Raw genomic sequence first — 25,134 nt, 5'->3', positions numbered from 1 at the left:
ATTCCCATGAAGGCCAGCCTGGCCTCCGCCACGGCCATCGCCTTGTCCATGTCGCTTGCGGCGGGCGCGGCCCATGCCGAGGAGGTCGCCGCCTGGCGCCTCTTCGTGTCGGATCACGGAGCACCGCAGGTGACGGTGATCGACGCGATCGGCCAGCAGCAGCTCGGCCGGTTCGACATCGACGGGCCGGCCTCGCTCTACCGCACCGGATCCGGCCAGACCGTGTTCGCCATCCAGGGCAAGGCCGGCGCGGTGTCGGCGATCTCGACCGGGATCAGCTTCCACGACCATGGCGACCATGGCGACATCGAGGTCGAGGAAGCCCGCCTGCTCGACATGAAGCTGGCCGGCGCCAAGCCCGCCCATTTCGTGGAGCAGCAAGGCCAGATCGCCCAGTGGTTCGACGGCGAGGACCAGGCGCGCTTCACCTCCGAGCAGGCGGTCCTGGACGGCAACGCCGAGGTCCGCACCGCCGGCATCGGCGCGCCCCACCATGGCGTCGCGGTGCCCTACCAGAACCACGCGGTGGTCACGATCCCGCACCCGCAGGATCCCTCCGAGCTGCCGGTCGGCGCGCGGGTCGTGGACTTTGCAGGCAACCAGGTCGGCGAGGACGTGGCCTGCCCCGACCTTCACGGCTCCGCCGGCTCCGGCGCCCTGTACGCGCTGGCCTGCGAGACCGGCCTCCTGCTGATCAGCCAGGAGAGCGGCGCCCCGCAGATCCAGCACCTCCCCTACCCGGCCTCCCTGCCCGAAGGCCACGCCACCACCCTGATCGGCGGCAAGGGCCTGCAGTACTTCCTCGGCAATTACGGTCCCGACCGCATCCTGGTGGTCGATCCGTCCGCGGGCGAGCAGGGCTTCCAGCTCGTGCAGCTGCCGACCCGCCGGGTCCATTTCGCCACCGATCCGATCCGCCCGCGCTTCGCCTATGTGGTCACCGAGGACGGCCAGCTGCACAAGATCGACGTGCTGAAGGCCGAGATTGCCCAGTCGCTGACCGTGACCGATCCCTATTCCATGGACGGGCACTGGAGCGACCCGCGGCCGCGCGTCGCCGTCGCCGGCGACCAGGTGGTGGTCACCGACCCGCTGAACGCCCGGCTGCACCTGGTGGACGCGGAGAGCTTCGCCAAGGCGGGCGAGATCGCCGTGGACGGCATGCCCTTCAACATCGTGGCCGTGGGCGGCGCCGGCGAGACGCACGACCACGACTGAAGCCCCGGCATCGCCACCCCGCACGGAGGGATGCTAGCTTTGGGCCCGACGGTGCCGGCAACACTTCGGATCGGGCGACATGACCAGCATCCCTCCTCCCCGCGGTTGCCACCACCCGTGCCGCCTGGCCGCGGCGCTGGCCCTGGCGCTGCCCGTCGTCCTGGCGGGCGACCCGGCGCAGGCGCACCCGCATGTCTGGATCACCGCCGACGTCACCTTCGCGGCGCCGGAAAACCGGCTGCACGAGATCCGGCATACCTGGCGCTTCGACGAGCTGTTCAGCGACTTCCTGGCCGGGGAATATGACCAGGACGGCGATGGCCGCTTCTCGCCAGAAGAAACCGCCAGGCTGCAGGACGAGGCCTTCTCGCTGCTGGCGGAGACCGACTACTTGAGCGACCTGCGGGTGGGCGAGCAGCGCATCCCGCTGCAAACGGTGACCGGCTTTGCCGCCGCCATCGAGCCGGACAGCCGCCTGGTCACCTACCGTTTCGCGCTGCCGCTGCCCGAGCCGGTGCCGCTCGGCGACGGGATCCGCCTGGCGCTCTACGAGGAGACCTTCTACGTCGACATCGGCCTGACCGGGCCGGAGGCGGCGGCCGTGGAAGGCAGCTCCGCCTGCAAGACCGAGCTCGGCGTCGATTCGGACATCGACCTGCTGGGCGGCCTGTTCCATCCCCCGGTGATCCGGCTGACATGCGCCTCGTCCTGATCGCGGCCGGTCTGGCCGTCCTGTTCGGCGTCGCCGTCCTGCTCTGGCAGTCGCTGGGGCCAGGGCTGGTGACAGCCTGGTTCACCTTCCAGCGCGACGTGAACAGCCAGGTCGCGGCCGGCATGCGCGACCTCAAGGAAGGCGGCTCGCTGGTGCCTTTGCTGGGCGGCATGGTGCTGGCCTTCCTGTACGGCGCGGTCCACGCGATCGGGCCGGGCCACGGCAAGCTGGTGATCACCAGCTACTTCGCCACCCGCAACGCCCGGCCCTGGTACGGCTTCCTGATGGCCGCCCGGATCGGCACCATGCATGTCGTCTCCGCGGTCGTGGTGGTGGGCTTTGCCGACTTCCTGCTGCGGCGCACCTTCGGCGGCGTGCCGGTGGAACTGCCGGCGATCCGGATCGTCGCCTATGCCGTCCTGACCGCGACCGGGATGTGGATGCTGGTCCAGGCCTTGCGCCGCCTGCGCCCGCCCCCGCCATCCTGGCCCGTCAACCCCGGCACCTCCCTGGTCCAGGCCCACCTGGCCAGAACAAGCACCGCCCCCCGCCCGGCCCCGCCGGTGAGCCCGCGGGAGAACGGCTGGCTGGCCGCCGCGGTGGGCCTGGTGCCGTGCACCGGCTCGATCCTGATCTTAAGCTTCGCGCTCGCCCACGGCGTGCTGTGGGCCGGCTACCTGCTGGTCGCGGCGATCGCACTCGGCATGACCCTGACCATGACCCTGCTGGGCCTGGGCGCCATCGGCCTGAACCGGCTGCTGGTCGGGCGTTCCGAAGGAAGCCTGCGGGCCGAACGGGCCCTGGACCTGACCGGCGCTGCCCTGGTCACCGGCTTCGGCCTGCTGCTGCTGGGTGGCGCCCTCCTGTCCTGACCCCATGCCCCTTGGTCGTCAGCGGCCAAGGCCCGCCACCGTATCCACGAAGGCGCGCAGGTCGGCCAGCAGGAGGCCCGGCTGTTCCAGCGCCGCGAAGTGGCCGCCGGCCGGCATCTCGCTCCAGTGCACCACGTTGTAGGTCCGCTCCACCATCGAGCGCGGCGTCGGCAGGAACACCGGGTCGGGAAAGGCGGCGCCGCCCATCGGCACCCGGATGCGCGTCCCGGCCGGGAACCGGTCCGATCCCTCCAGCCGCCGGCCATGGTAGATCCAGGTCGACGTGACCACCGCCGGCGGCGCCAGATAGAGCATGATGTTGGTGAGCAGGTCCTCTTCCGAGAACCGGCTCCACAGGTCGGGGCTGCCATCGGCGCGCTTGGGCAGGTCCGCCCATTGGCCGAACTTCTCCAGGATCCAGCCGGCCGCGCCCACCGGGCTGTCGGCCATCGCCACGCCCAGCGTCTGCGGTCGGGTCTCCTGCTCCAGGCGGTAGCCGGTCTCCCAGTCCAGGATCGCCGCGCGCCGGGCGATCAGCTCCTTCTCCTCGGCCGTGGTAGGCGCCACGTCCTCGGCATAGACAGTCATCATGTTGATGTGGAAGCCCAGCAGCGCGTCCGGCTCGAGATAGGCCATCCAGCTGGCGATATGGGCGCCCCAGTCGCCGCCCTGCACGATGAAGCGGCGTCCTGCGAACAGCTCGGCCATCAGCCCGTGCAGGAGGCCCGCGGCCCGGCGCGGCCCAGTCACGCGCGTGATCGGGTTGGAAAACGCGAAGCCCGGCAAGGACGGCACGATCACGTCGTGCCCGTCTGCTGCCAGCGGCGCCAGCAACTGCTCGAACTCGATGAACGAGCCGGGCCAGCCATGCAGCAGCAAAAGCGGCGGCTTGGAGCCGTTGCCCCGGACATGGATGAAATGGATCGGCTCGCCCTCGATCCTGGCCAGGAACTGCGGAAGCCGGTTCAGGCGGGCTTCCGCCGCGCGCCAGTCGTAGTGGTCGCACCAGTAGGCGACCAGCCGCTTCAGGTCGGCGATGCCGACCCCGGCCGTCCAGCCGCCCGCATCGGGAAGCTGGCTCCAGTCATAGGCTTGGACCCTGGCCATGATCGCGGCCAGCCGCTGGTCGGGAATGTCGATCACGAAGGGTTGCGCCATGTCCATCTCCCGGGGCGCCGCCCAGGGGCGAGCACGGGCGACGCGACCCTTGCAGCCAACATCGGCCAGCGCCTGGCGGCTTCGACGGACGGCATCATCGACGACATGGTAATCAGGGGAAAGATCAGGCGGGAGAAGGTCTGGCCGATCGCCAGTGCCCGCTGCCTGCCCCAACGGTCGCCAGGCTTTCCGGCAACTTGCCGGCACCCTGTCGGGCTGCCGGCTTCGACCAATCTACTGCACTCGTTCGCGGGGAATGGTGGAGCCGAACGGGATCGAACCGTCGACCTCTTGAATGCCATTCAAGCGCTCTCCCAGCTGAGCTACGGCCCCGCCCGGCGAACGAGGGGCGAGATAGGCGAGCCGGAAGCTGCTGGCAAGAGGGAAATGCAGCTTCCGGCTCTTTCGAGGCTCAGCGGGTCTCCTCGTCCTCGTCCCGGCCGCCCTCGATGACGTCGGACATGTCGTCCTCGTCGCCGAGTTCCTCGACGTCCTCGATCAGCGGATCGTCCTCTTCCTCGTCGTCGTCGGCCTCGACCACGACGTCGGCCTCTTCCTCCACGTCGTCCTCGACCACGACATCGTCGTCGACCGCCTCGTCGGCGACATCGGCGTCGTCGTCGACCACCGCCGGCTTCTTGACGATCTTCTTCTCGTCGTCGTCGATCGCCGCGGCACGGCTGGGCCGCGCCTTGCGCGCCCGGCTGGCGGTCTCGACGTCGTAGGGCGTCCCGCAGGACGGGCAGGCGATCTCGGTTGCGTTGAAATCATAGAAGCGGGCACCGCAGTTCAGGCAGATGCGCTTCGTGCCCCATTCGGGCTTGGCCATCGGGGGGCCTCCGGATACGTGACGTGAGAGGGGAAAACTTGGCCGCGATTGCCACGGGCCGCCACCTCTGTCAAAAATCATTTCGTGCGCGCCAACCGCCGCGCCACGATGAATCACGTCCGGCCCATCGCGGCCGGCAACCTCGGACGGATGTTCTGGCGATGCAACTTCGGGCGGCCCGCACCGGCGCCTTGGAGGGTACGCTGCGCGTGCCCGGCGACAAGTCGATCTCCCACCGCTCCCTGATGTTCTCGGCGCTGGCCGTCGGCGAGAGCCGGATCGAGGGCCTGCTCGAGGGCGAGGACGTCCTGGCCACCGCCCATGCCCTGCAGAAGCTGGGGGTCGAGATCGCCCGCACCGGCGAGGGCGCCTGGAGCGTGCACGGCGTGGGCGTGGGCGGCCTGGCCGAGCCCGCCGACGTCCTGGACATGGGCAATGCCGGCACCGGCGCGCGGCTGATGATGGGCCTGCTGGCCGGCCACCCCTTCACCAGCATCATGACCGGCGACGGTTCGCTGCGCTCGCGGCCGATGGCCCGGGTGATGGCGCCGCTGGCCAGGATGGGCGCCGCCTTCACCGGCCGCTCCGGCCAGCGCCTGCCCGCCGCGATCACCGGCACCCGCGACCTGCTGCCGCTCGCCTACCAGAGCCCGGTCGCCAGCGCCCAGGTGAAGTCGGCGATCCTCCTGGCCGGGCTGCACGCCAAGGGCGAGACCACCGTGACCGAGCCCCTGGCGTCCCGCGACCATACCGAGCGGATGCTGGCCCATATGGGCGCTGCCGTCGCCAGCGAGACCGGGCCGGACGGCGCGCTGACCGTGCGGATCACCGGGCGGCCGGAACTGCGCCCCTCCTCGTTCCTGGTCCCCTCCGACCCGTCCTCGGCGGCGTTCCCCGTGGCAGCGGCCGCGGTCACGCCCGGCAGCCGGGTGCTGGTGCAGGGCGTGTGCGTGAACCCGCTTCGCACCGGCCTGTTCATCACCCTGCGCGAGATGGGTGCGGTGATCACCGAGCAGAACCAGCGCAGCGTGGGCGGCGAGGTCGTGGCCGACCTGCTGGTCGAGGGCGGCGAGCTGCGGGGCGTCGACGTGCCGGAGGGCCGGGCTCCCTCGATGATCGACGAGTACCCGGTGCTCTCGGTGGTGGCGTCGCTTGCCCGCGGCACCACCCGGATGCGCGGCCTGGCCGAGCTCAGGGTCAAGGAAAGCGACCGGCTGGCGGTGATGGCCGAGGGCCTGGCCGCCTGCGGGGCGACGGTCGAGGTCGAGAACGACGACCTGATCGTCCATGGCAGCGGCGGCTCGGCCCTGGCCGGCGGCGTCACGGTCGATGCCAGGCTCGACCACCGGATCGCCATGAGCTTCTTGGTGCTGGGCGGGCTTGCCGACCAGCCGGTGGAGGTGCTGGGGGCGGAGGCGATCCTCACCAGCTTCCCGGGCTTCGTGCCGCTGATGAACGGCCTGGGCGCCAGGATCACGGAGGTGGGCGCGTGAGCCATCTCGTGATCGCGGTGGACGGGCCGGCCGCGTCCGGCAAGAGCACCCTGGCCAGGCGGCTGGCCGGCCATTTCGGCCTGCAATACCTGGACACCGGCCTGCTCTACCGGGCGCTGGCCCGCAAGCTGCTGGACGCCGGCGCCGACCTGGGCGACGCGGCCAGGGCGTCGGCGATGGCCGGCACGGTCGGGGTCGCCGACACCGAGCGCAGCGACCTGCGCGCCGAGGAGGTCGGCAACGGCGCCTCCAAGGTCGCCGCCTACCCGGACGTGCGCGCCGCGCTCTTGCTGGCGCAGCGCCGCTTCGCCGCCACCCCGCCCGGCGCGGTGCTGGCCGGGCGCGACATCGGCACGGTGGTCTGCCCGGACGCCACGGTGAAGCTCTGGGTGACCGCCACCGTGGAGGAGCGGGCGTTCCGCCGCCACGCGGAGTTGCTAAGGCGGGGGGAAAACGCTAGTTTCCCCTCGGTTCTGGAGGAAATGCGTGAGCGTGATCGTCGCGACGGGTGTCGTGCGGTCGCGCCCATGGTCGTTGCGCCGGACGCTCGGGTTCTCGACAACACCGACATGGATCCCGAAACCGCCTTCCGGGCGGCGGTGGCCATGGTCGACGAGGCCCGCGCCCTTTGCGGCTGACCGTTCTTCTCAGGATCACTTGACCAACCTCGAGCCCGGTGTCGTGCGCGGCAGCCGGTTACCCCCGGAGTTTTCATGCAGGATCTCTCCTCTGCTTCGTCGGCCTCCCGCGACGATTTCGCCGCCATGCTCGACGAGAGCTTCGGTCGCGGCGATCGCCTGGAAGGCTCGGTCGTCAAGGGCCGGATCATCGCGATCGATGGCGACGAAGCCATCGTCGACGTGGGCCTCAAGGCCGAAGGGCGGGTGGCGCTCAAAGAGTTCTCCACCCAGGGCCAGCCGGTCGAGGTGAATGTCGGCGACCAGGTCGACATCTATGTCGAGCGGTTCGAGAACAAGAACGGCGAGGCCGTTCTGAGCCGGGACAAGGCTCGCCGCGAAGAGAGCTGGAACCGTCTGGAATCGGCGTTCACCGCCGAGCAGAAGGTCGAGGGCCACATCTTCGGCCGGGTCAAGGGCGGCTTCGCCGTCGACCTGGGCGGTGCGGTGGCGTTCCTGCCGGGCTCGCAGGTCGACATCCGCCCGGTGCGCGAGGTCGGCCACCTGGTCGGCAAGCCCGAGCCGTTCCTGATCCTCAAGATGGACCGCCGCCGCGGCAACATCGTGGTGTCGCGCCGCGCCGTGCTCGAAGAGAGCCGCGCCGAGCAGCGCAACGAGCTCCTGGCCAACCTCAAGGAAGGCCAGATCATCGACGGCGTGGTCAAGAACATCACCGACTACGGTGCGTTCGTCGACCTGGGCGGCCTGGACGGCCTGCTGCACGTCACCGACATCAGCTGGAAGCGGGTGGCGCATCCCACCGACGTCCTGCAGGTCGGCCAGAACGTCCGCGTGCAGGTGATCCGCTTCAACCGCGAGACCCAGCGCATCAGCCTCGGCATGAAGCAGCTGGAGGCGGATCCGTGGGAAGGCGTCGACGCCAAGTACCCGGTCAGCGCCAAGTTCTCCGGCCGCGTCACCAACATCACCGACTACGGCGCCTTCGTGGAGCTGGAGCCCGGTGTCGAGGGTCTGGTGCACGTCTCCGAGATGTCCTGGACCAAGAAGAACATCCACCCCGGCAAGATCGTTTCGACTTCGCAGGAAGTCGAGGTCATGGTGCTCGAGGTGGATCCGGACAAGCGCCGCATCTCGCTGGGCCTCAAGCAGGTCATGCAGAACCCGTGGGAGAGCTTCGCCGAGAAGTATCCGGCGGGCACGATCGTCGACGGCGAGGTCAAGAACATCACCGAGTTCGGCGTGTTCCTGGGCCTCGACGAGGACATCGACGGCATGGTCCACCTCACCGACCTCTCCTGGGAGATGGACGGCGAGCAGGCCGCGCAGCAGTACAAGAAGGGCGACATGGTCAAGGCCGTCGTCCTCGAGGTCGACATCGAGAAGGAGCGCATCTCCCTCGGCGTCAAGCAGCTGGCCGGCGACCCCTTCAAGGAAGCCATTGCCGGCGTGAAGAAGGGCGACCGCGTCACCTGCACGGTCAAGGAAGTCACCCCCGGTGGCCTCGAGATCGAGACCAGCAGCGGCGCGCCTGGCTTCATCCGCAAGATGGAGCTGGCCCGCGACCGCCAGGACCAGCGGCCGGACCGCTTCGCGGTGGGCGAGAAGCTGGACGCCCGCGTCCAGGCGATCGACGCCCAGTCGCGCAAGCTGCAGCTGTCGGTGAAGGCGCTGGAAGTGGCCGAGGAAAAGCAGGCCATGGCCGAGTTCGGCTCGTCGGACAGCGGCGCGTCGCTGGGCGACATCCTGGGCGCCGCGCTGCGCCGCAAGCAGCAGGCCGGCAGCCAGTCCGAGGCGGCGGCTCCGGAAGCCGAGGCCGCTCCCGAGACGGAAGCCGCCGAGCCCAAGGCCGAGTGATCGGTCCGCTCGCACGGTCGAACATGGAAAAGGGGTGGCTCCGGCCACCCCTTTTTCGTTGGAGCCGCGCCTAGGCGGGCGCCAGCAGCCGGGCGATCTCGGCCGCGATGAAGGCCGGCGAGCCGATCACGTTGATCGGGCCGTCATGGTCGATGGCGTTCTCCGGCATGCCGGGCGGCTGGTCGCGCTCGGGCGTGAGCACCATGGTCGTCCCATGGGCGGCGCGGATCGCCGCCAGCCCCCGCGCCCCGTCGTCCAGCGACCCGGACAGCACCACGCCGATCGCGCCCTGGCCGCAATGCTCGGCCACCGAGCGGAACAGGATGTCGACGGTGCGGTTGCGGTACTGGTTGTCCTCCCCGGCGACCATCCCGGCCATCCCGCCTTCCAGCATGGTGAGATGCCAGGCGGGCTCGCCCACATAGACCCGGCCCGGCTGCAGCTTCTCGCCCTCGCGCGCGATCCGCACCGGCAGCCGCGTCGCGCGGGCCAGGATCTCCTGCAGGTGGCTGATCTCGTCGACCGGCCGGTGCAGCACCGCCAGCACCGACGCCGGCAGCGGCGCCGGCAGGGCCGCCAGCAGCCGGCGGATGTCGTCGAGCCCGCTACGGCCGGACGCGCCGATCGCGATGCAGCGCTTGGCGGGCGCCGCTCCGCTGGCCATGGTGGTCGCTTGGCTCATCAGCCCTTCCCTGCCGCTGGAGGCGCGGCCGGCCTGGTGGCGGCCAGTATGTCCGATCGCCGGGGCGATCGCGATATAATCGGACGGCAGGCAACCGTTGGGTGTAGGATCGACCCTCACAAGACGCCCGTGTCGCGAGGAGCGCCTTCCCCGGCGTCGCTGCCGATTCCGATGCATCGTTCAGGGCACCGGCGAGGTGGCAGGCGGATCCGGGGGAGGCCGTCCGCCCGGACGCGCGGCGAAGATCGGCGGGGAGCCCTCCCATGGATATTCCCGACGACGGCGCCCTGGACGCCGCCATTCTCGCCTCCGCGCTGGACACGGCCGGGGTGGCCGTGGTCGTCACCGACCTGGAGCTGGACGAGCCGGGTCCCAGGATCGAGTACGTCAACGCGACCTTCGAGGAGATGACCGGCTACGCCGCGCGCGAGGCGATCGGCCGGACCCCGCGCATGCTGCAGGGCAAGCGCACCGAGCGCGCCGTGCTCGACCGGCTCAAGCACTGCCTGCGGACCCAGCAGCGCTTCGTCGGCCAGGCCTACAACTACCGCAAGAACGGCGAGGAGTTCCGGCTGGAGTGGACGATCTCCCCGGTCTGCGACGCCGCGGGCAGGCAGACCCACTGGATGGCGCTGCAGCACGAATTGCAGCCGCCGCACCGGGACGAGCAGCAGCACCAGCACCGGATCCGCAACCTGCTCGCCACCATCCGCTCGATCGCCCTGCGCACCCTGACCGACCGCAGGGCGGCCGCCACCTTCGCCGGCCGGCTGGCGGCGCTCAGCCGCGCCCAGGGCCTGGTGAACTGGGGCGGCCGGGACGAGGTCGGGCTGGACCAGCTGGTGCGCTCCGAGCTGACCGCCCAGCACGTGCCGGCCGACCGGGTGACCATCTGCGGCAGCCCGGTCAACGTCGCCCACGCCAAGGTGGAGATACTGGCGCTGGCCCTGCACGAACTCACCGCCAATGCCTGCGCCCATGGCGCGTTCGCCGGGCCCGACGGTCGGCTGGAGGTGACCTGGAGCACCCGAGGCAGCGGGGCGGAGCGCCGGGTGGAGCTGCACTGGAAGGAACAGGGGCTCGACCTGCCCGCCGAACCCAGCCAGCGCCGCGGCCACGGCTTCGAGCTCCTGGAGGTGGCCCTGCCCTTCTCCCTGCGCGCGGTGACCCGGCTCACGCTGCTCCCGGGCGGGCTGGACTGCCGGATCGAGCTGCCGGCAGCCGACTGAGCCGCAGGGTCAGCCAGGCGGCGCCAACCCGACCAGCTCGCGGTAGCGGGCGGGGTCGGTGGCGCCCTCGGTGTTGAACAACAGGACCCGCGCCCGGGCGTCCAGGCCCGGTTCCGCGCTCAGATCCGGGTCGCGCGTCGCGTGCAGCAGGCCGGCCCCGCCGCTCTGGCCGGCCACCACCGAAAGATCGCCGCGCGACGGACGGGCCAGCCGGCGCATCGCCTCCACCGCGTCCGCCTCCCCCACCGCCATGAACCCGTCGGCCAAGCGCGCCAGCACCCGCCAGGCAACCGGCGAGGTCTCGCCGCATGCCAGCATCGCCATCACCGTCGGCTCCTCCGTGGAGATCCGCCCCACCCGCCCAGCTTGCGCGGCGGCCAGCACGCAGGCGGCCCTGGCCGGCCCGGCCACCACCAGGAACGGCCGCCGGTCGCCCAGCACCTGGTGCAGATGCGCCGCCACCGCTGCGGCGACCCCGCCCGCCCCGGCCTGAATGAACACACGGGCCGGCGGCTCCGCCATCTGCGCATAGCCCTGCATCTCCAAGCCAGGGATCCGCTTATAGTCCGGCCAGGACGTATCCGAGACCACCGTCCAGCCTTCCGCCCCGGCCGGCCCGTCCAGGCCAGGAACGCCCGCACCTCGCCCAAAGCATCCGACCTGAACAGGGCGGCATCGACCGGTCCGACCGCAGGATCCTGGCGACCTGCAGCGGGACACCGCCACCCCGCAGCACCGGATCCGGCGGATGGAGCAGAGCGGCTTCATCCAGGCCAATGTCGCCCGGCTCGATCCGGCCAGGCTCGGCCGCCCTCTCACCCTGGTGGTGGAGGTGGCGGTCGAGAGCGAGCGGCTGGACCCTCTGGACGCCGCCAAGACCCGCTTTGCAGCCGCGCCCAAGGTCCAGCCATGCGACGACGTCACCGGCGAGTACGCTTTCGTTTCACCTTCCGCGCAGCTCCAGGAGGATTTCCCGCGCGGTCGCGCGCACCGCCGGGATGGTGGCGCCCAGCAGCGCGATCCGGTCGAACGCGGCGGGGTCGTCGGCCAGCGCCCGGCGCAGCGCTGAGCCGAACGCCATGCGCAGCTCCGTGCCGATGTTGAACTTGCAGACCCGGCTGCCCGTCGCCAGGGCCCGGCGGGTGGCGGGAGGAATGCCGCTGCCGCCATGCAGCACCAGCGGCAGGCTGGTCGCCGCCTCGATCGCCCGCAGCGCCGCCCAGTCGATCCCCTCGGTGGGCTCGGTCTGCAGGTGCACGTTGCCGACCGAGACCGCCAGCGCGTCGGCGCCCGTCTCGCGGTCGAAGCGCACCGCCTCGTCCGGCCGGGTCAGCGCCGAGCCGGCTCCCTGCGCATAGCCGACAAAGCCGACCTCGCCCTCCACCGACACGCCGGCCGGCCTCGCGATCTCGACGATCGCCCTGGTCGTCTCGATGTTCTGCTCGATCGGCAGCTTCGAGCCGTCGAACATCACCGAGGTGAAGCCGTGCTCGATCCCCTCCCGGCATTCCTCGACCGAATAGGCATGGTCGACATGGCAGACCACCGGCACCCGGGCCTGGTCGGCCAGGTGCCGGAACATCCGGCCCAGCACCGGGACGGGGGTGTGCTGGCGGCAGCCCGGGCCCGCCTGGAGGATCACCGGCAGCCCGGTCTCCTCCGCGGCCTGCACATAGGCCAGCGCGTCCTCCCAGCCGAGCACCACCAGGCCCGCCACCGCATGGCCGCCCGCCATGGCCGGGCGGAGCACCTCGGCAAGGCTGGCGGCGGTCATTTGAACTTGGCGATCATGTCCTTGATCCCGGGGATGGTCTCGATCTGCCAGGCATGGGCCGGCTGGAAGGACTGAACCAGCGGGCGCTGCGACAGCCCGCCCAGGATGGTGAAGTAGTACATCTCGTAGCCCGGAGCCACGACGCAGGGATGGTAGCCCTTCTCCAGCACGATCGTGGAGCCGTCGACCAGGTGGTAGGCGTCGCCGACCTTGCCGTCCTCGCGCTGGACCAGCTGCAGGCCGAATCCGATGGGCGGCCGGAACCGGAAATTGTAGGTCTCGTCGTGGCGGGTCTCGTCCGGCAGGCGGTCGGTGTCGTGCTTGTGCGGCGGAAAGCCCGACCAGCCGCCCTGGCCCACCGTGAACAGTTCCGAGACCAGCAGCCGGCCGACCCGGCCATGCTGCTTGCCGCCCAGGATGTGCTTGATCTTGCGGTGGGTCTTGGTGTCGTCGGAGCCGTACTGGACCATGTCGATCTCGTCGGCGCGCACCGCGAACGGCGACAGCACGCCGTCGAACCGGGCGCCGGCCACGAACACCTCCGCCTGGTCGCTCACGCAGGTCATCCGCGCCTGCATGCCGGTCGGCACGTAGACCCCTTCCGGCTCGCCGTCCCAGACATCGCTGCCGCGCCGTCCGATCGCCTCGAAGTGTTCGCCGCCGGTCGCGACATCGACCGTGCCGGTCGCCGGGACGATGCAGGTCTCGTAGCCCGGTACCGCGTACTCGAAGGTCTCGCCCCGGCCGAGTTTCACGATGTTGAAGTAGTTCAGCGGCACCTTGTCGTGGTCGACATCGATGATCGCGGCATTCTGGTTGTCAAACGGTGGGATGTGCATCGGGGCCTCCCGGGGCTGGGGTGTGTTCGCCATGGTCGGCAAGGAAGCGGTCGAGCTGGTCCCGGGTCGGCATGGCGGGCGCGCAGCCGATCCCGGCGACCACGATCGCGGCGGCGGCCGCCCCCCGGCGCACGCTGTCCCGAGCGCTCCGCCCGTTCGCCAGCCCGGTGACCAGCCCGGCCAAGAAGGCGTCGCCTGCCCCCATCGGCTTGATCGCCTGGACCGGGAAGATGCCGGTGCGGAACGCGGAGCCGGCGACAAAGGTGATCGAGCCGCGCTCGCCCAGCTTGTAGACGCTGATGGCGCTGCCCGATCCGACGAGATCCCCGGCCAGCGCCAGCCCGCCGTCCCGGCTGCCGGCCATCACCGCGAACTCGTCGTCGTTGCCGACCACCACGTCGCACCGGGAGGCCAGCCGCCGGTAGACCTCGCGCGCCTCCGCGTCCGAGCCCCAGGAATAGGGCCGGTGGTCCACGTCCAGGATCACCGGGACGCCGGCCGCGCGCGCCTTGTCCACCGCAAGGAAGCCGGCGCCGCGCGAGGGCTCGGCCGCAAAGGCGGTGCCGGTGACGATCAGCGCACCGGCATCGGCATAGTCGGCGCCTTCCACCGTGGCGCGGTCGAGCGCGAAGTCGGCGGCGCCATTGCGGTAGATCACCGACTGGCAGTCCTCGATCCGGGTCTCCACCACCGCCAGCGAGTTGCGCCGCTCGCCGCCGACCGTGGCGACATGGTGCGTGCCGACCCCGAACCGGTGCAGCTGGTTGCGGGTGAACCGGCCGACCGCGTCATCCGACACCGCCCCGATCAGGTCCGCCTGCCCGCCCAGCCGCACGATCCCGGCGGCGATGTTGGCGGCGGAGCCGCCCAGGCATGCGAAGAACTGCTCGGCATGCTCCACCTGGGATCCCGGCGGGTCGGCATAAAGGTCCATCCCGGCCCGGCCCAGCACCAGGAAGCGGTTCAGGCGCAGCCGCTCCAGCGCCATCACACGCCCACCCGCTGCCTGGCCCGGCCGGCTTCCTGGCGGGCATGGGCATCGCGCACCCGCTCGCTTTCCGAGACCTGCGGGGTGCCGACCTCCCACCAGGTATGGCCCTCGGTGGTCCAGCCGTCATGGGCGTCGACCTGCAGGGCGATCACGCAGGTGCGCGTCGCCGCCTTGGCACGGTGGAACGCGTCGTCGAACTCGGCCAAAGAGCCCACTGTCTCGGCCTGCGCCCCCATCGCCCGGGCATGCGCGGCGAAGTCCACCGCGAACGGCTCGACCGCCAGCGCGCAGTCCCGGATCAGATTGTTGAACGACGCGTTGCCGGTGTTGTTCTGCAGCTTGTCGATCACCGCGAACCCGCCATTGTCGCAGACGATCACGATCAGCTTCCTGCCGGTCAGCACCGAGGAATAGATGTCGGAGTTGAGCAGCAGGTAGGAGCCGTCGCCGACCAGCACGATGGTGTCCTTGTCGGGCTCGGTCTCCATCTGGCCGATCCTGGCCCCCCAGCCGCCGGCGATCTCGTAGCCCATGCAGGAAAAGCCGAACTCCACGTCGACCGAGCCCACCGACTTCGTGCGCCAGTTGGCGGCCACCTCGGCCGGCAGGCCGCCAGCCGCGGTGACCACCCGGTCCCGGGCGTCGCACAGGGCGTTCACCCGGCCGATCACCTGGGCATAGGACATCGGCCGGTTGGAGCCGTCCTTCGTCACCGGGCGGACGTTCTGGTCGACATAATCGTTCCAGCGCGCCCGCTCGTCGGCTGCCATGGCGGTCCAGGCGTCGGGTGCCCCGTAGCCTTCGAGCGCCTGGTCCAGCAGGCCCAGCGCCAGCCTGGCGTCGCCCACCACCGGCAGGGAACGGTGCTTGCTGGCGTCGTAGCGCCCGACATTGACCGAGACGATCCGGGCCTCCGGCGCAAACGCCGTCCAGGAGCCGGTGGTGAAGTCCTGCAGCCTTGTGCCCACCGCCAGGATCACGTCGGCCTGCGCCGCCAGCGCGTTGGCGGAGTTGGAGCCGGTGACGCCCAGCGGCCCGCAGTTCAGCTCGTGCCCGGCCAGGAGATTGGCCCGCCCGGCGATGGTCTCGACCACCGGGATGCGGTGCGCTTCGGCGAACGCGGTGAGTTCCGCCACCGCGCCGGAATACTGGACGCCGCCGCCCGCCACCAGGAGCGGCCGCCTGGCCGCCTTCAGGACCTGGGCGGCATCCGCGATCTCGGCCAAGTCCGGCCCCTGGCGGCGGATCCGGTGGACCCGCTCGTCGAAGAACGCTGCCGGGTAGTCGAACGCCCAGCCCTGCACGTCCTGGGGCAGGCCCAGGAACACCGGCCCGCAATCGGCCGGGTCCAGCAGCGTGTCGATCGCGGTCGGCAGGGACTGGAGGAGCTGGGCCGGATGGGTGATGCGGTCCCAGAACCGGGTCGCCGCCTTGAAGGCGTCGTTCACCGAGACGGTCGGGTTGCCGAAATGCTCGACCTGCTGGAGCACCGGGTCGGGCAGCCTGGTGACGTAGGCGTCGCCGCACAGCATCAACAGGGGCAGCCGGTTGGTGTGGGCGATCCCGGCCGAGGTCAGCATGTTGGTGGTGCCGGGCCCGGCCGAGGCGGTGGCGAACATGAAGCGGCGGCGCAGCTGCTGCTTGGCATAGGCGACCGCGGCCATCGCCATCGACTGCTCGTTCTGGCCGCGCCAGACCGGCAGCACGTCCTTGTGCCGATAGAGCGCCTCGCCCAGGCAGGTGACGTTGCCATGGCCGAAGATCGCGAACCCGCCGCCGCACAAGGTGACGCGCCTGCCGTCGATCTCGATCATCTGGGCGGCCAGGTGGCGCACCAGGGCCTGGGCCATGGTGAGGCGGATCGTGGTGCCGGCTTCGGCCATGCGCTGCTCCCGGGAGGTCTGGGCACGGCCGGGCTTGGGCGGCGATGCCTCTTGACCCCGGAGCCTAAAAGTCGTTCTGCTGTTTTGCAAGCGGTTGCAAATTTCGGGCACAAGGTCATGGCACATTCCCGGCAGATCGGAATCGGGATCATCGGCGGCGGCTACATGGGCAAGGCCCACGCCGTCGCCATGCAGGCGGTGGGCCCGGTGTTCGACCCGAAGCTGCGGCCGCGCTGCGAGATGATCGCCACCACCAGCGCCGCCGGCGCCGCCGACAAGGCCCGCCATTTCGGCTTTCTCCGCTCCACCGGCGACTGGCGGGAACTGGTGGCCGACCCGAAGGTCGAGGCGGTGGTGATCGCCTCGCCGCAGGGCACCCACCAGGAGATCGCCCTGGCCGCCTTCGCCCTGGGCAAGCCGGTGTTCTGCGAAAAGCCGCTCGGCCGCAACCTCGCGGAAAGCCGCGCCATGCTCGCCGCCGCGGAGGCGAGCGGCGTCGTGCACATGACCGGCTTCAACTACATCCGCACCCCCGCCTCGCAGCTGGCCCGCCAGATCGTGGCCGCCGGCGAGATCGGCGAGATCACCTATTTCCGCGGCGAGCACACCGAGGATTTTCTGGCCGACCCGGCGACCCCGGTAAGCTGGCGCTGCCACGGCCGCGCCCACGGCGCCATGGGCGACCTGGCGCCGCACATGCTGAACGGCGCCCTGGCGCTGGCCGGGCCGATCCATGCGCTGATCGCCGACATCGAGACCGTGCACCGGCAGCGGCCGGGGCCGGACGGCCCGGAAGAGGTCACCAACGACGACCAGGGCCACCTGCTCTGCCGGTTCGAGAGCGGGGCGATGGGGGCCTTGCATTTCAGCCGCGTCGCAACCGGCCGCAAGATGGGCTACGCCTACGAGATCACCGGCACCAAGGGTGCCATCCGCTTCGACCAGGAAGACCAGAACGCCCTCTGGCTCTACCAGGGCTCCGCCCGCGCGGACCGGCAGGGCTTCACCAAGATCCTGACCGGCCCGGACCACCCGGACTACCTGCCGTTCTGCCAAGGCCCCGGCCACGGCACCGGCTACCAGGACCAGATCATCATCGAGGCCCGCGACTTCCTGCACGCGATCGAGACCGGCCAGCCGGTCTGGCCGACCTTCGCCGACGGGATGCGGGTCAACCAGCTGGTCGAGGCCGCCTTCCGCTCGGCTTCCGGCCAGTGCTGGATCGACGTCGCCACCGTCTGAGCGCCGCCCGCTCTCCCTTTCGTCCCGACCGAACGGACCTGCCTTCGCCATGACGATCAAGATCGCCAACGCGCCCTGCTCCTGGGGCGTCGAGTTCGCCGACGACCCGCGCAACCCGCCCTGGCAGCTGGTGCTCGACCAGTGCCGCGACGCCGGCTACCAGGGCATCGAGCTGGGTCCGGTCGGCTACATGCCGGAAGACCCGGCCAGGCTTGGCGACGCGCTGGCGGCGCGCGGCCTGGAGCTGGTCGGCGGCGTGGTGTTCCGCCCGTTCCATCATCCGGGCCTGTGGCCGGACGTGCTGGACGGCGCCGTGCGCACCTGCCGGGCGCTGCAGGCCCATGGCGCCCGCCATTTCGTGCTGATCGATTCGATCTCGCCCCGCCGCGCCCCCACCGCCGGCCGCCCGAGCGAGGCGGCGCAGATGGATGCGGCGGAGTGGCGCTCCTATGTCGGCCGGATCCGCGACGTCGCCCGGATGGGGGTGGAGGAATACGGCCTGACCGCCGCGATCCATCCCCATGCTGCGGGCTTCTGCGACTTCCTGCCGGAGGTCGAGCGGCTGCTGGAGGAGGTCGACCCGGCGATCCTGAAGATCTGCCTGGATACCGGCCACTCCCATTATGCCGGCTTCGACCCCGTCGCCTTCATGAAGCGGCACCTGGACCGGATCTCCTACATGCATTTCAAGGATGTCGACCCCACGGTGAAGCGGTCGGTGGTGGCGACGCGCACCGGCTTCTACGACGCCTGCGCCCAAGGCATCTTCTGCAATCTCGGCATGGGCGAGACCGACTTTCCGGCCGTGCGCGACCTGCTGGTCGAGCACGGCTTTTCCGGCTGGTGCACCGTCGAGCAGGACTGCGATCCGCAAGGCGACACCCAGCCCCTGACCGACGCCCGGGCCAACCGGGACTATCTGCGCTCGATCGGCTTTCACTGACGGATCCGCCAGCATGAGCAAACTGAACTGGGGCATGATCGGCGGCGGCGAAGGCAGCCAGATCGGCCCGGCCCACCGGGTGAGCGCCGCGGTCGACGGCCTCTTCCAATTCGCCGCCGGCGCGCTCGACGCCGACGCGGCCCGGGGCCGCGCCTACGCCCAGCGCCTGGGCATCGCGCCAGAGCGCGCCTATGGCGACTGGCGCGAGATGCTGGACGGCGAGAAGAACCGCGCCGACCGGGTCGACCTGGTCACCGTGGCGACCCCCAACGCCACCCATTTCCCGATCACCAAGGCGTTCCTCCAGGCCGGCTTCCACGTGCTGTGCGAGAAGCCGATGACCATGACCGTGGAGGAGGCCGAGGAGATTGTCCGGATCGCTGAAGCGACCGGGCGGATCTGCGCGGTCAATTACGGCTATTCCGGCTACGCCCTGGTCCGCCACATGCGCGCCATGGTCGCCCGCGGCGATCTCGGCCGGGTGCGGCTGATCAAGGCCGAGTTCGCCCACGGCTTCCACGCCGATGCCGCCGACGCCGACAATCCCAGGGTGCGCTGGCGCTACGACCCGGCCCAGGTCGGCCCGTCGGCGCAGTTTGCCGATTGCGGCATCCATGCCCTGCACATGGCGAGCTTCGTCGCCAACCAGCAGGCCGTCGAGCTTTCCGCCGACTTCATCTCCTGCATCCCGGGCCGCACGATCGAGGACGACGCGATGGTCAACGTCCGCATGGACAAAGGCGCGGTCTGCCGGCTTTGGACCAGCTCGGTGGCGATCGGCCGGATGCACGGGCTGAACATCCAGGTGTTCGGCGAGAAGGGCGGCCTGCGCTGGGCGCAGGAATGGCCGAACCAGCTCTATTGGACGCCGCTGAACGGCCGCACCGAGATCATCGAGCGGGGGGCCGCCAACCTCTCGCCCGAGGCGGACCGGGCGTCGCGGGTCACCATCGGCCATGCCGAGGGCATGCCGCTGGCGTTCGCCAACATCTATGCCGACCTGGCGGAGACGATCGCCGCGGCTAGGGTCGGCCGCGCCCCCGACCCGGCCGCCGGCCATTTCCCCACCGCCATGGACGGGCTGCGCTCGATGCAGGCGATCCGGGCGGCCGTGACCTCGGCCCGCAACGGCGGCGGCTGGGTCGACGCCCGGCCGGCGCTGGACGGCGGCTGATCCGGCGCGGCCCGGATCAGGCGGTCTCGGCCACCTCGGCGCCGACGGTCCCGGCCGGGGCCGCCAGCGGCCGCAGGCTGCCGCGCTCGACGATCGAGCAGTCGAACAGCCGGATCTCCTTGCTGCGCGAGGAATCCTTGGCCATCGCCACCACCAGCTCCACCGAGCTCAGGATGATGTCGCGGATCGGCTGGCGGATCGTGGTCAGGTCGTAGGCGTCCCAGCTGGCCATCGCCATGTCGTTGAAGCCCAGAAAGCCGATCTGGTCCGGGATCGAGAACCCCTTGCCGCGCGCGGCGTCCATCGCCCCCATGCAGATCAGGTCGTCGCCGCAGAACACCACCTCGACCGGATGGTCGACCAGGAGCTGCCCCATCGCCTGGTGGCCGGCCCCGTAGGTGTAGCTGTCGGCATAGCGGATGTCGGTGACCGCCAGGCCCAGCTCCCTGGCCTTGCGGGTGAAGCCCGCCACCCGGTCCTGGGTCGAGGTGGCCGATTTCGGGCCGCCCAGCATCGCGGCGGAGCGATAGCCGCGCAGCACCAGGGTCTCCGCCGCCATCGCGCCGCAGCGGGCATTGTCGATGCCGACCACGTGCACGTTGCTCGGGCTGTCGTACTTGCCGAAGGTATGGATGACCGGGATGTTGGCCTTGCGCACCGCCTGGGCGAAGGACGGAGGCAGGGTCGAGGTCGCGACGATCACCCCGTCGACATTGTACTGGCGCAGCAGGCTGAGCGAGCGCTTGGGGTCGGTCTCGTGCGACTGGTTGAGCAGGAGCGGGCGCAGGCCGCGCTGCTGCAAGGCGCCGGTGAACAGGTCGAACACCTCCAGGAACACCGGGTTCTGGAAATTGTTGGCGACCAGCCCGATCAGCATCGTGCGCTTGGTGGCGAGGCTGCGTGCGATCAGGGACGGCCGGTAGTCCAGGGCGAGCGCCGCTTCCTCGACCTTGCGGCGGGTCTTGGCCGAGACGCTGGCGCCTTCGGTAAACGTCCGGGATACCGCCGAGCGGGACACCCCTGCCCGCTCGGCCACTTCCTTGAGGGTGACGGCCACCGATGCTGCGCTCCTGCCTGGGTCGGCCGGCGGGGTTCCGCCGGCGCGGCTGACCTTGTGCCAGGGAACATGCCCGATGCAAATTTGCAACCGGTTGCGAAACGTCGCCGGTTGTGGTTGGTTGCCCAGGCTCGCTCAAGCGGGACGCGCCGTCCGGGGCGCCACAACAGGGAGGTAGCTCACCATGAAGTCGTTCATGTCGAGAATGCTCGGCGCCGTGTTCGCCGTGACCCTCGCCACCACCGCGCTGCCCGACGCGGCAAAGGCCGAGGGCGAGCGCTTCGTCCTGGTCAGCCACGCCCCCGACAGCGACAGCTGGTGGAACACCATCAAGAACGCGCTGGCCCTGGCCGGCCGGCAGATGGAGGTCGAGGTCGAGTACCGGAACCCGTCCACCGGCGACATCGCCGACATGGCCCGAATCATCGAGCAGACCGCCGCCTCCAATCCCGACGGGATCATCACCACCCTGGCCGACACCGACGTGCTGAGCGGGCCGATCGAGAACGCGGTCGCCAAGGGCATCCCGGTGATCATCATCAATTCCGGCACGCCCGAGGAGGCGAAGCAGGTCGGCGCACTGATGTATGTCGGCCAGCCGGAATACGATGCCGGCCTGGCCGCCGGCGAGCGCGCCAAGAACGACGGCGTCGGCTCGTTCCTTTGCGTCAACCACGTGGTCTCCAACCCGGTGGTCGGCGAGCGCTGCCGCGGCTTCGCCGACGGGCTGGGCGTGGATCTCGGCGATTCGATGATCGATTCCGGCCAGGACCCGGCCGAGATCAAGAACAAGGTCCTGGCCTACCTGTCCGCCAACCCGGACACCGACGCCGTGCTGACCCTCGGCCCCACCTCGGCCAACCCGACCATCGAGGCGCTGAAAGAGAACGGCATGGCCGGCCAGATCTATTTCGGCACCTTCGACCTGGGTCCGGAAATCGTGAAGGCGATCCAGGACGGCACCATCAAGTGGGGCATCGACCAGCAGCCGTTCCTGCAGGCCTACCTGCCGGTGGTCGTGCTCACCAACTATGTCCGCTACGGCGTCCTGCCCGGCAACAACATCAATTCCGGCCCGGGCTTCATCACCAACGAGGGCCTGGAGATGATCGAGCGCTACGCCGGCGAGTATCGCTGAGCGGGCGGCCCGCTCCAGGCATGTCCGAAAAGGCGGCGGCCGCGGCGATCGCGGCCGCTTCTGCCCCGCCCTCCACCTGACCCTGGCCGCTTCGTCGGCGGCACGCTTTCGACGGCCCGGCGCTCCCTGCCGGCCTGGGAGGAAACATGGCCGATCAGGCATCGACCGCTTCCACCCCCGCCGCGGCGCGGGACGAGCGGGTGCGCGCCCAGTCGCCGTTCCGCAAGGCCCTGATCCGGCCGGAGCTCGGCGCCATCTGCGGCGTGATCCTGGTGTTCGCCTTCTTCATCGGCATCGCCCGCGACAGCGGCATGTTCGCCCCGGAAGGCATCATCAACTGGGGCGTGGTCTCCGCCCAGTTCGCGATCATCGCGGTGGGCGCCTGCCTGCTGATGATCGCCGGCGAGTTCGACCTGTCGGTCGGCTCGATGATCGGCTTTTCCGGAATCGTGATCGCCCTGTTCTCGGTGACCTGGGGCTTCCCGCTCTGGGTCGGCATCCTGGCCGCCTTCGTCCTGGCGCTCGCGATCGGCGCGCTCAACGGCTACCTGGTGATCAAGACCGGCCTGCCCTCGTTCATCGTCACCCTGGCCTCGCTCTACATCCTGCGCGGCCTGACCATCTACGCGGCGATCACCACCACGAGGAAGACCATCATCGGCGGCATCCGCGACGTGGCGGAAGGCGACCCGGTGGCCTGGCTGTTCGGCGGCACCCTGTTCAAGGGCCTGTTCGTCTGGCTGGCCGACCTGGGCGTGATCGGCAAGTTCGTGGCCGGCAACCGTGCCGGCGAGCCGGTGGTCGACGGCGTGCCGATGCTGATCGTCTGGGCGCTGGCCCTGATCCTGTTCGGCCATTTCCTGTTGACCCGCACCAAATTCGGCAACTGGATCTTCGCGTCCGGCGGCGACGCCCAGGCGGCCCGCTATGTCGGTGTCCCGGTCAACCGGGTGAAGATCCTGATGTTCATGTTCTCCGCCTTCTGCGCCACCGTGTTCGCCACCTGCCAGGTCATCGAGTTCGGCTCGGCCGCGGCCGATCGCGGCCTGCTCAAGGAGTTCGAGGCGATCATCTCGGTGGTGATCGGCGGCGCGCTGCTCACCGGCGGCTACGGCTCGGTGGTGGGCGCTGCCTTGGGTGCTTTGGTGTTCGGCGTGGTCCAGCAGGGCCTGTTCTTCGCCGGGGTGGAGAGTTCCCTGTTCCGGGTGTTCCTGGGCGGCATCCTTTTGATCGCCGTGATCCTGAACACCTATATCCGCCGCCTGATCACCGGGGAGCGCTGACCATGACCGCACCGCTCATGGAGATGATCGACATCGAGAAGCAGTTCGGCTCGGTGATCGCGCTGGCCGGGGTGTCGTTCTCGATCCTGCCCGGCGAGTGCCACTGCCTGCTGGGCGACAACGGTGCCGGCAAGTCGACCTTCATCAAGACCATGTCCGGGGTGCACCAGCCGAGCGCCGGCCGGATGCTGGTGGCGGGCCGCGAGGTGCATTTCGACAGCCCGCGCGACGCCATGGCTGCCGGCATCGCCACGGTCTACCAGGACCTGGCGATGATCCCGCTGATGTCGGTGGTGCGCAATTTCTGGATGGGCCGCGAGCCGGTGAAGCGGTTCGGCCCGTTCCGCCTGTTCGACTTCGAGAAGGCCAACGCCATCACCATGGAGGAGATGGCGAAGATGGGCATCCATCTGCGCGAGGCGGACCAGGCGGTCGGCACGCTGTCCGGCGGCGAGCGCCAGACCGTCGCGATCGCCCGCGCGGTCTATTTCGGCGCGGAGATCCTGATCCTGGACGAGCCGACCTCGGCCTTGGGCGTCCGGCAGACCTCCAACGTGCTGGCCACCATCGACAAGGTCCGCAAGAGCGGGATCGGCGTGGTGTTCATCACCCACAATGTCCGCCACGCCATGGCGGTGGGCGACCGCTTCACCGTGCTCAACCGCGGCAAGACGCTCGGCACCGCGGTGCGCGGCGAGATCCGCGCCGAGGAGCTGCAGGACCTGATGGCCGGCGGCAAGGAGCTGGCGGAGCTGGAGGACACGCTCGGCGGCACCGTGTAGCGCCCGGACCGCGTCGGAACTTTCCCTCAAGCTTGTGAGCGTCGTGCGCCCCGTCTACCGTCCGGCGATGTCCGACATGGCGCGCTACAGGAGCGACGTTTGAGCGATTCGAGTTGGTGGTCCGAGGCCGGCAGCATCTGCGCCCACGACCCGCGGTTCGACGAAGGGGCGGTGGTCCCGCCGATCTACCAGACCTCCCTGTTCACCTTCCGCTCCTATGCCGAGATGCGCTCGGTGTTCGCCGGCGAGAAGCAGCAGGCGATCTACAGCCGGGTCGGCAACCCGACCGTGCAGGTGTTCGAGGAGAAGATGGCCAGGCTGGAGGGCACCGAGGCCGCGCGCGGCTTCGCCTCCGGCATGGCCGCGATCAGTGGCGCGGTGCTGGCCCATGTGGAGGCCGGCGACCGGATCGTGGCGGTCCGCCATCTCTACCCGGACGCCTACCGCTTCTTCCAGACCATGCTGCCCAAGCTGGGCGTGACCGTCGACTATGTGGACGGCAGCGACCTGGGCGCGATCGAGAAGGCCCTGCCCGGCGCGAAGCTGCTCTACCTGGAGACGCCGACCTCCTGGACCTTCGAGGTGCAGGACCTGGCGGCGATAGCCAGGCTGGCCAAGGCGCAGGGTGTGACCACCATCGCCGACAACAGCTGGGCCACCCCGATCTTCCAGCGCCCGGCCATCCACGGCATCGACATCGTGCTGCACTCGGCGTCGAAATACTTGTCCGGGCACAGCGACACGGTGGCCGGCGTGGTCTGCGGCAGCGCCGCCGCCATCCAGCGCCTGGCGACCTCGTCGATCCCCTATCTGGGGGCCAAGCTGGCGCCGTTCGAGGCGTTCCTGTTGCTGCGCGGCCTGCGCACCCTGCCGGCCAGGATGCTGGCCCAGGAGAACGCGGCGATCACCGTGGCCGAGGCGCTGCAGGGCCTGCCGGGCGTGGCGCGGGTGCTCCACCCGGCCCTGGCCGGCAAGGTCGACGAGCGCCAGCTGCTCGGCAGTTCGTCGCTGTTCTCGTTCGAGGCGGCGCCCGAGGTCGACATCGAGGCCTTCTGCGACGCCCTGCGCCTGTTCAAGCTCGGCGTGAGCTGGGGCGGCCATGAGAGCCTGGTGGTGCCGGCGGCGATCGCCCACGAGCAGGCGGCCGGGCCCAATTCGGTCGTGGATTTCGGGGTCGGCGCGCGTATCGTCCGGCTGCATGTCGGGCTGGAATCGCCCGCCGACCTGATCGGCGACGTGACCCGGGCGCTGCAGGAAGCCGGCGGACAGGTGAAGAAGCCCGTGAAGAAGGGCTGGTGGGCGAGACGGGAGCGGACCGCCTGACGGTCCGGCTTCCCAAGGGA

The 25,134-nt window shown here is 70.2% G+C and carries 23 protein-coding genes and 1 tRNA gene; 14 read left to right on the top strand and 10 right to left on the bottom strand.

Translation table 11 applies throughout. From position 1 onward, the window contains the following. The first annotated feature begins 6 nt into the window (after positions 1-6). The 3 genes from aztD to GEMRO_RS0120105 all read left to right on the top strand — a co-directional run bounded on the left by aztD (position 7) and on the right by GEMRO_RS0120105 (position 2,802). Complete coding sequence (gene aztD / locus GEMRO_RS0120115; protein ID WP_027135448.1) at positions 7-1,218, top strand: zinc metallochaperone AztD; 1,212 nt, start codon at positions 7-9, stop codon at positions 1,216-1,218. 79 nt (positions 1,219-1,297) lie between these two features. Next, positions 1,298-1,930 carry a DUF1007 family protein gene (locus GEMRO_RS30760; protein WP_051329274.1) on the top strand — a complete coding sequence of 211 codons (633 nt, stop codon included), beginning with the start codon at positions 1,298-1,300 and terminating at the stop codon, positions 1,928-1,930. Further along, entirely contained in the window at positions 1,915-2,802 is an 888-nt protein-coding gene (locus GEMRO_RS0120105; RefSeq protein WP_027135447.1) for a nickel/cobalt transporter, read from the top strand. The genes GEMRO_RS30760 and GEMRO_RS0120105 overlap by 16 nt, the downstream gene beginning before the upstream one ends. 18 nt (positions 2,803-2,820) lie before the next feature. On the opposite strand, the gene GEMRO_RS0120100 is transcribed toward GEMRO_RS0120105, so the two are convergent. The 3 genes from GEMRO_RS0120100 to GEMRO_RS0120090 all read right to left on the bottom strand — a co-directional run bounded on the left by GEMRO_RS0120100 (position 2,821) and on the right by GEMRO_RS0120090 (position 4,789). Beyond that, positions 2,821-3,960, bottom strand: coding sequence for an epoxide hydrolase family protein (locus GEMRO_RS0120100; protein WP_027135446.1), 1,140 nt, complete (start codon positions 3,958-3,960; stop codon positions 2,821-2,823). A gap of 257 nt (positions 3,961-4,217) precedes the next feature. After that, positions 4,218-4,293, bottom strand: a tRNA-Ala gene (locus tag GEMRO_RS0120095). 79 nt (positions 4,294-4,372) lie between these two features. Further along, positions 4,373-4,789, bottom strand: coding sequence for a TIGR02300 family protein (locus GEMRO_RS0120090; RefSeq protein WP_027135445.1), 417 nt, complete (start codon positions 4,787-4,789; stop codon positions 4,373-4,375). A gap of 161 nt (positions 4,790-4,950) precedes the next feature. On the opposite strand from GEMRO_RS0120090, the gene aroA reads away from it, so the two are divergent. From aroA to rpsA, 3 genes are all read left to right on the top strand, one after another. Beyond that, positions 4,951-6,282, top strand: coding sequence for a 3-phosphoshikimate 1-carboxyvinyltransferase (gene aroA / locus GEMRO_RS0120085; protein ID WP_035485685.1), 1,332 nt, complete (start codon positions 4,951-4,953; stop codon positions 6,280-6,282). After that, positions 6,279-6,920, top strand: a complete 642-nt coding sequence (gene cmk, locus GEMRO_RS0120080) for a (d)CMP kinase (RefSeq protein WP_027135443.1) — start codon at positions 6,279-6,281, stop codon at positions 6,918-6,920. Before aroA ends, cmk begins: the two co-directional genes overlap by 4 nt. A 75-nt stretch (positions 6,921-6,995) precedes the next feature. Continuing rightward, positions 6,996-8,774 carry a 30S ribosomal protein S1 gene (rpsA, locus tag GEMRO_RS30755; protein ID WP_084507245.1) on the top strand — a complete coding sequence of 593 codons (1,779 nt, stop codon included), beginning with the start codon at positions 6,996-6,998 and terminating at the stop codon, positions 8,772-8,774. A 70-nt stretch (positions 8,775-8,844) separates the two neighbouring features. On the opposite strand, the gene GEMRO_RS30750 is transcribed toward rpsA, so the two are convergent. Further along, complete coding sequence (locus GEMRO_RS30750; RefSeq protein ID WP_205625033.1) at positions 8,845-9,456, bottom strand: chemotaxis protein CheB; 612 nt, start codon at positions 9,454-9,456, stop codon at positions 8,845-8,847. 263 nt (positions 9,457-9,719) lie between these two features. Between GEMRO_RS30750 and GEMRO_RS32865 the strand changes: the two genes are divergently transcribed. Further along, a complete protein-coding gene (locus GEMRO_RS32865) occupies positions 9,720-10,685 on the top strand; it encodes a PAS domain S-box protein (protein ID WP_051329273.1) in 966 nt (321 codons plus the stop codon). 9 nt (positions 10,686-10,694) lie between these two features. On the opposite strand, the gene GEMRO_RS30740 is transcribed toward GEMRO_RS32865, so the two are convergent. The 5 genes from GEMRO_RS30740 to iolD all read right to left on the bottom strand — a co-directional run bounded on the left by GEMRO_RS30740 (position 10,695) and on the right by iolD (position 16,172). After that, entirely contained in the window at positions 10,695-11,225 is a 531-nt protein-coding gene (locus GEMRO_RS30740; protein ID WP_240476825.1) for a pyridoxal-phosphate dependent enzyme, read from the bottom strand. 403 nt (positions 11,226-11,628) lie between these two features. Continuing rightward, entirely contained in the window at positions 11,629-12,459 is an 831-nt protein-coding gene (locus tag GEMRO_RS0120055; RefSeq protein ID WP_027135441.1) for a class II fructose-bisphosphate aldolase, read from the bottom strand. Further along, positions 12,456-13,298: a 5-deoxy-glucuronate isomerase gene (locus GEMRO_RS0120050; RefSeq protein ID WP_027135440.1), complete on the bottom strand. Its 843-nt coding sequence runs from the start codon at positions 13,296-13,298 to the stop codon at positions 12,456-12,458. The genes GEMRO_RS0120055 and GEMRO_RS0120050 overlap by 4 nt, the downstream gene beginning before the upstream one ends. After that, positions 13,279-14,286 carry a 5-dehydro-2-deoxygluconokinase gene (gene iolC, locus GEMRO_RS30735; protein WP_205625032.1) on the bottom strand — a complete coding sequence of 336 codons (1,008 nt, stop codon included), beginning with the start codon at positions 14,284-14,286 and terminating at the stop codon, positions 13,279-13,281. Before iolC ends, GEMRO_RS0120050 begins: the two co-directional genes overlap by 20 nt. Then, the gene (gene iolD / locus GEMRO_RS0120040) at positions 14,286-16,172 is read right to left on the bottom strand and encodes a 3D-(3,5/4)-trihydroxycyclohexane-1,2-dione acylhydrolase (decyclizing) (RefSeq protein WP_027135439.1); all 1,887 of its coding nucleotides are present in this window, start codon (positions 16,170-16,172) and stop codon (positions 14,286-14,288) included. The genes iolC and iolD overlap by 1 nt, the downstream gene beginning before the upstream one ends. Before the next feature lie 117 nt (positions 16,173-16,289). Between iolD and GEMRO_RS0120035 the strand changes: the two genes are divergently transcribed. Genes GEMRO_RS0120035 through GEMRO_RS0120025 form a run of 3 tightly spaced genes read left to right on the top strand, consistent with a single transcriptional unit; the run spans position 16,290 to position 19,531 of the window. Next, the gene (locus tag GEMRO_RS0120035; RefSeq protein ID WP_027135438.1) at positions 16,290-17,414 is read left to right on the top strand and encodes a Gfo/Idh/MocA family protein; all 1,125 of its coding nucleotides are present in this window, start codon (positions 16,290-16,292) and stop codon (positions 17,412-17,414) included. A 49-nt stretch (positions 17,415-17,463) separates the two neighbouring features. Further along, positions 17,464-18,357: a sugar phosphate isomerase/epimerase family protein gene (locus GEMRO_RS0120030; RefSeq protein WP_027135437.1), complete on the top strand. Its 894-nt coding sequence runs from the start codon at positions 17,464-17,466 to the stop codon at positions 18,355-18,357. Positions 18,358-18,370: 13 nt separating this feature from the next. After that, entirely contained in the window at positions 18,371-19,531 is a 1,161-nt protein-coding gene (locus tag GEMRO_RS0120025; RefSeq protein WP_027135436.1) for a Gfo/Idh/MocA family protein, read from the top strand. 16 nt (positions 19,532-19,547) lie between these two features. Here GEMRO_RS0120025 and GEMRO_RS30730 read toward each other — a convergent pair whose 3' ends face one another. Continuing rightward, complete coding sequence (locus GEMRO_RS30730) at positions 19,548-20,588, bottom strand: LacI family DNA-binding transcriptional regulator (RefSeq protein ID WP_051329270.1); 1,041 nt, start codon at positions 20,586-20,588, stop codon at positions 19,548-19,550. 205 nt (positions 20,589-20,793) lie between these two features. Here GEMRO_RS30730 and GEMRO_RS0120015 point away from each other — a divergent pair, with 205 nt between their 5' ends. The 4 genes from GEMRO_RS0120015 (at position 20,794) to GEMRO_RS30725 (ending at position 25,114) form a co-directional block, all read left to right on the top strand. Then, positions 20,794-21,726: a sugar ABC transporter substrate-binding protein gene (locus GEMRO_RS0120015; RefSeq protein ID WP_322100072.1), complete on the top strand. Its 933-nt coding sequence runs from the start codon at positions 20,794-20,796 to the stop codon at positions 21,724-21,726. Positions 21,727-21,872: 146 nt separating this feature from the next. Beyond that, positions 21,873-23,009 (top strand): ABC transporter permease, encoded by a 1,137-nt coding sequence (locus tag GEMRO_RS0120010; RefSeq protein ID WP_051329269.1) that lies wholly within the window; start codon positions 21,873-21,875, stop codon positions 23,007-23,009. A 2-nt stretch (positions 23,010-23,011) separates the two neighbouring features. Next, entirely contained in the window at positions 23,012-23,791 is a 780-nt protein-coding gene (locus GEMRO_RS0120005) for an ATP-binding cassette domain-containing protein (RefSeq protein WP_027135433.1), read from the top strand. A 99-nt stretch (positions 23,792-23,890) separates the two neighbouring features. Continuing rightward, positions 23,891-25,114, top strand: a complete 1,224-nt coding sequence (locus tag GEMRO_RS30725) for a PLP-dependent transferase (RefSeq protein ID WP_051329268.1) — start codon at positions 23,891-23,893, stop codon at positions 25,112-25,114. Positions 25,115-25,134: the final 20 nt, after the last annotated feature.

It is taken from the genome of Geminicoccus roseus DSM 18922 (genome assembly GCF_000427665.1).
GTDB lineage: Bacteria > Pseudomonadota > Alphaproteobacteria > Geminicoccales > Geminicoccaceae > Geminicoccus > Geminicoccus roseus.
Note: the sequence above shows the minus strand (reverse complement) of the source record. Positions and strands in the feature narration are given on the sequence as shown.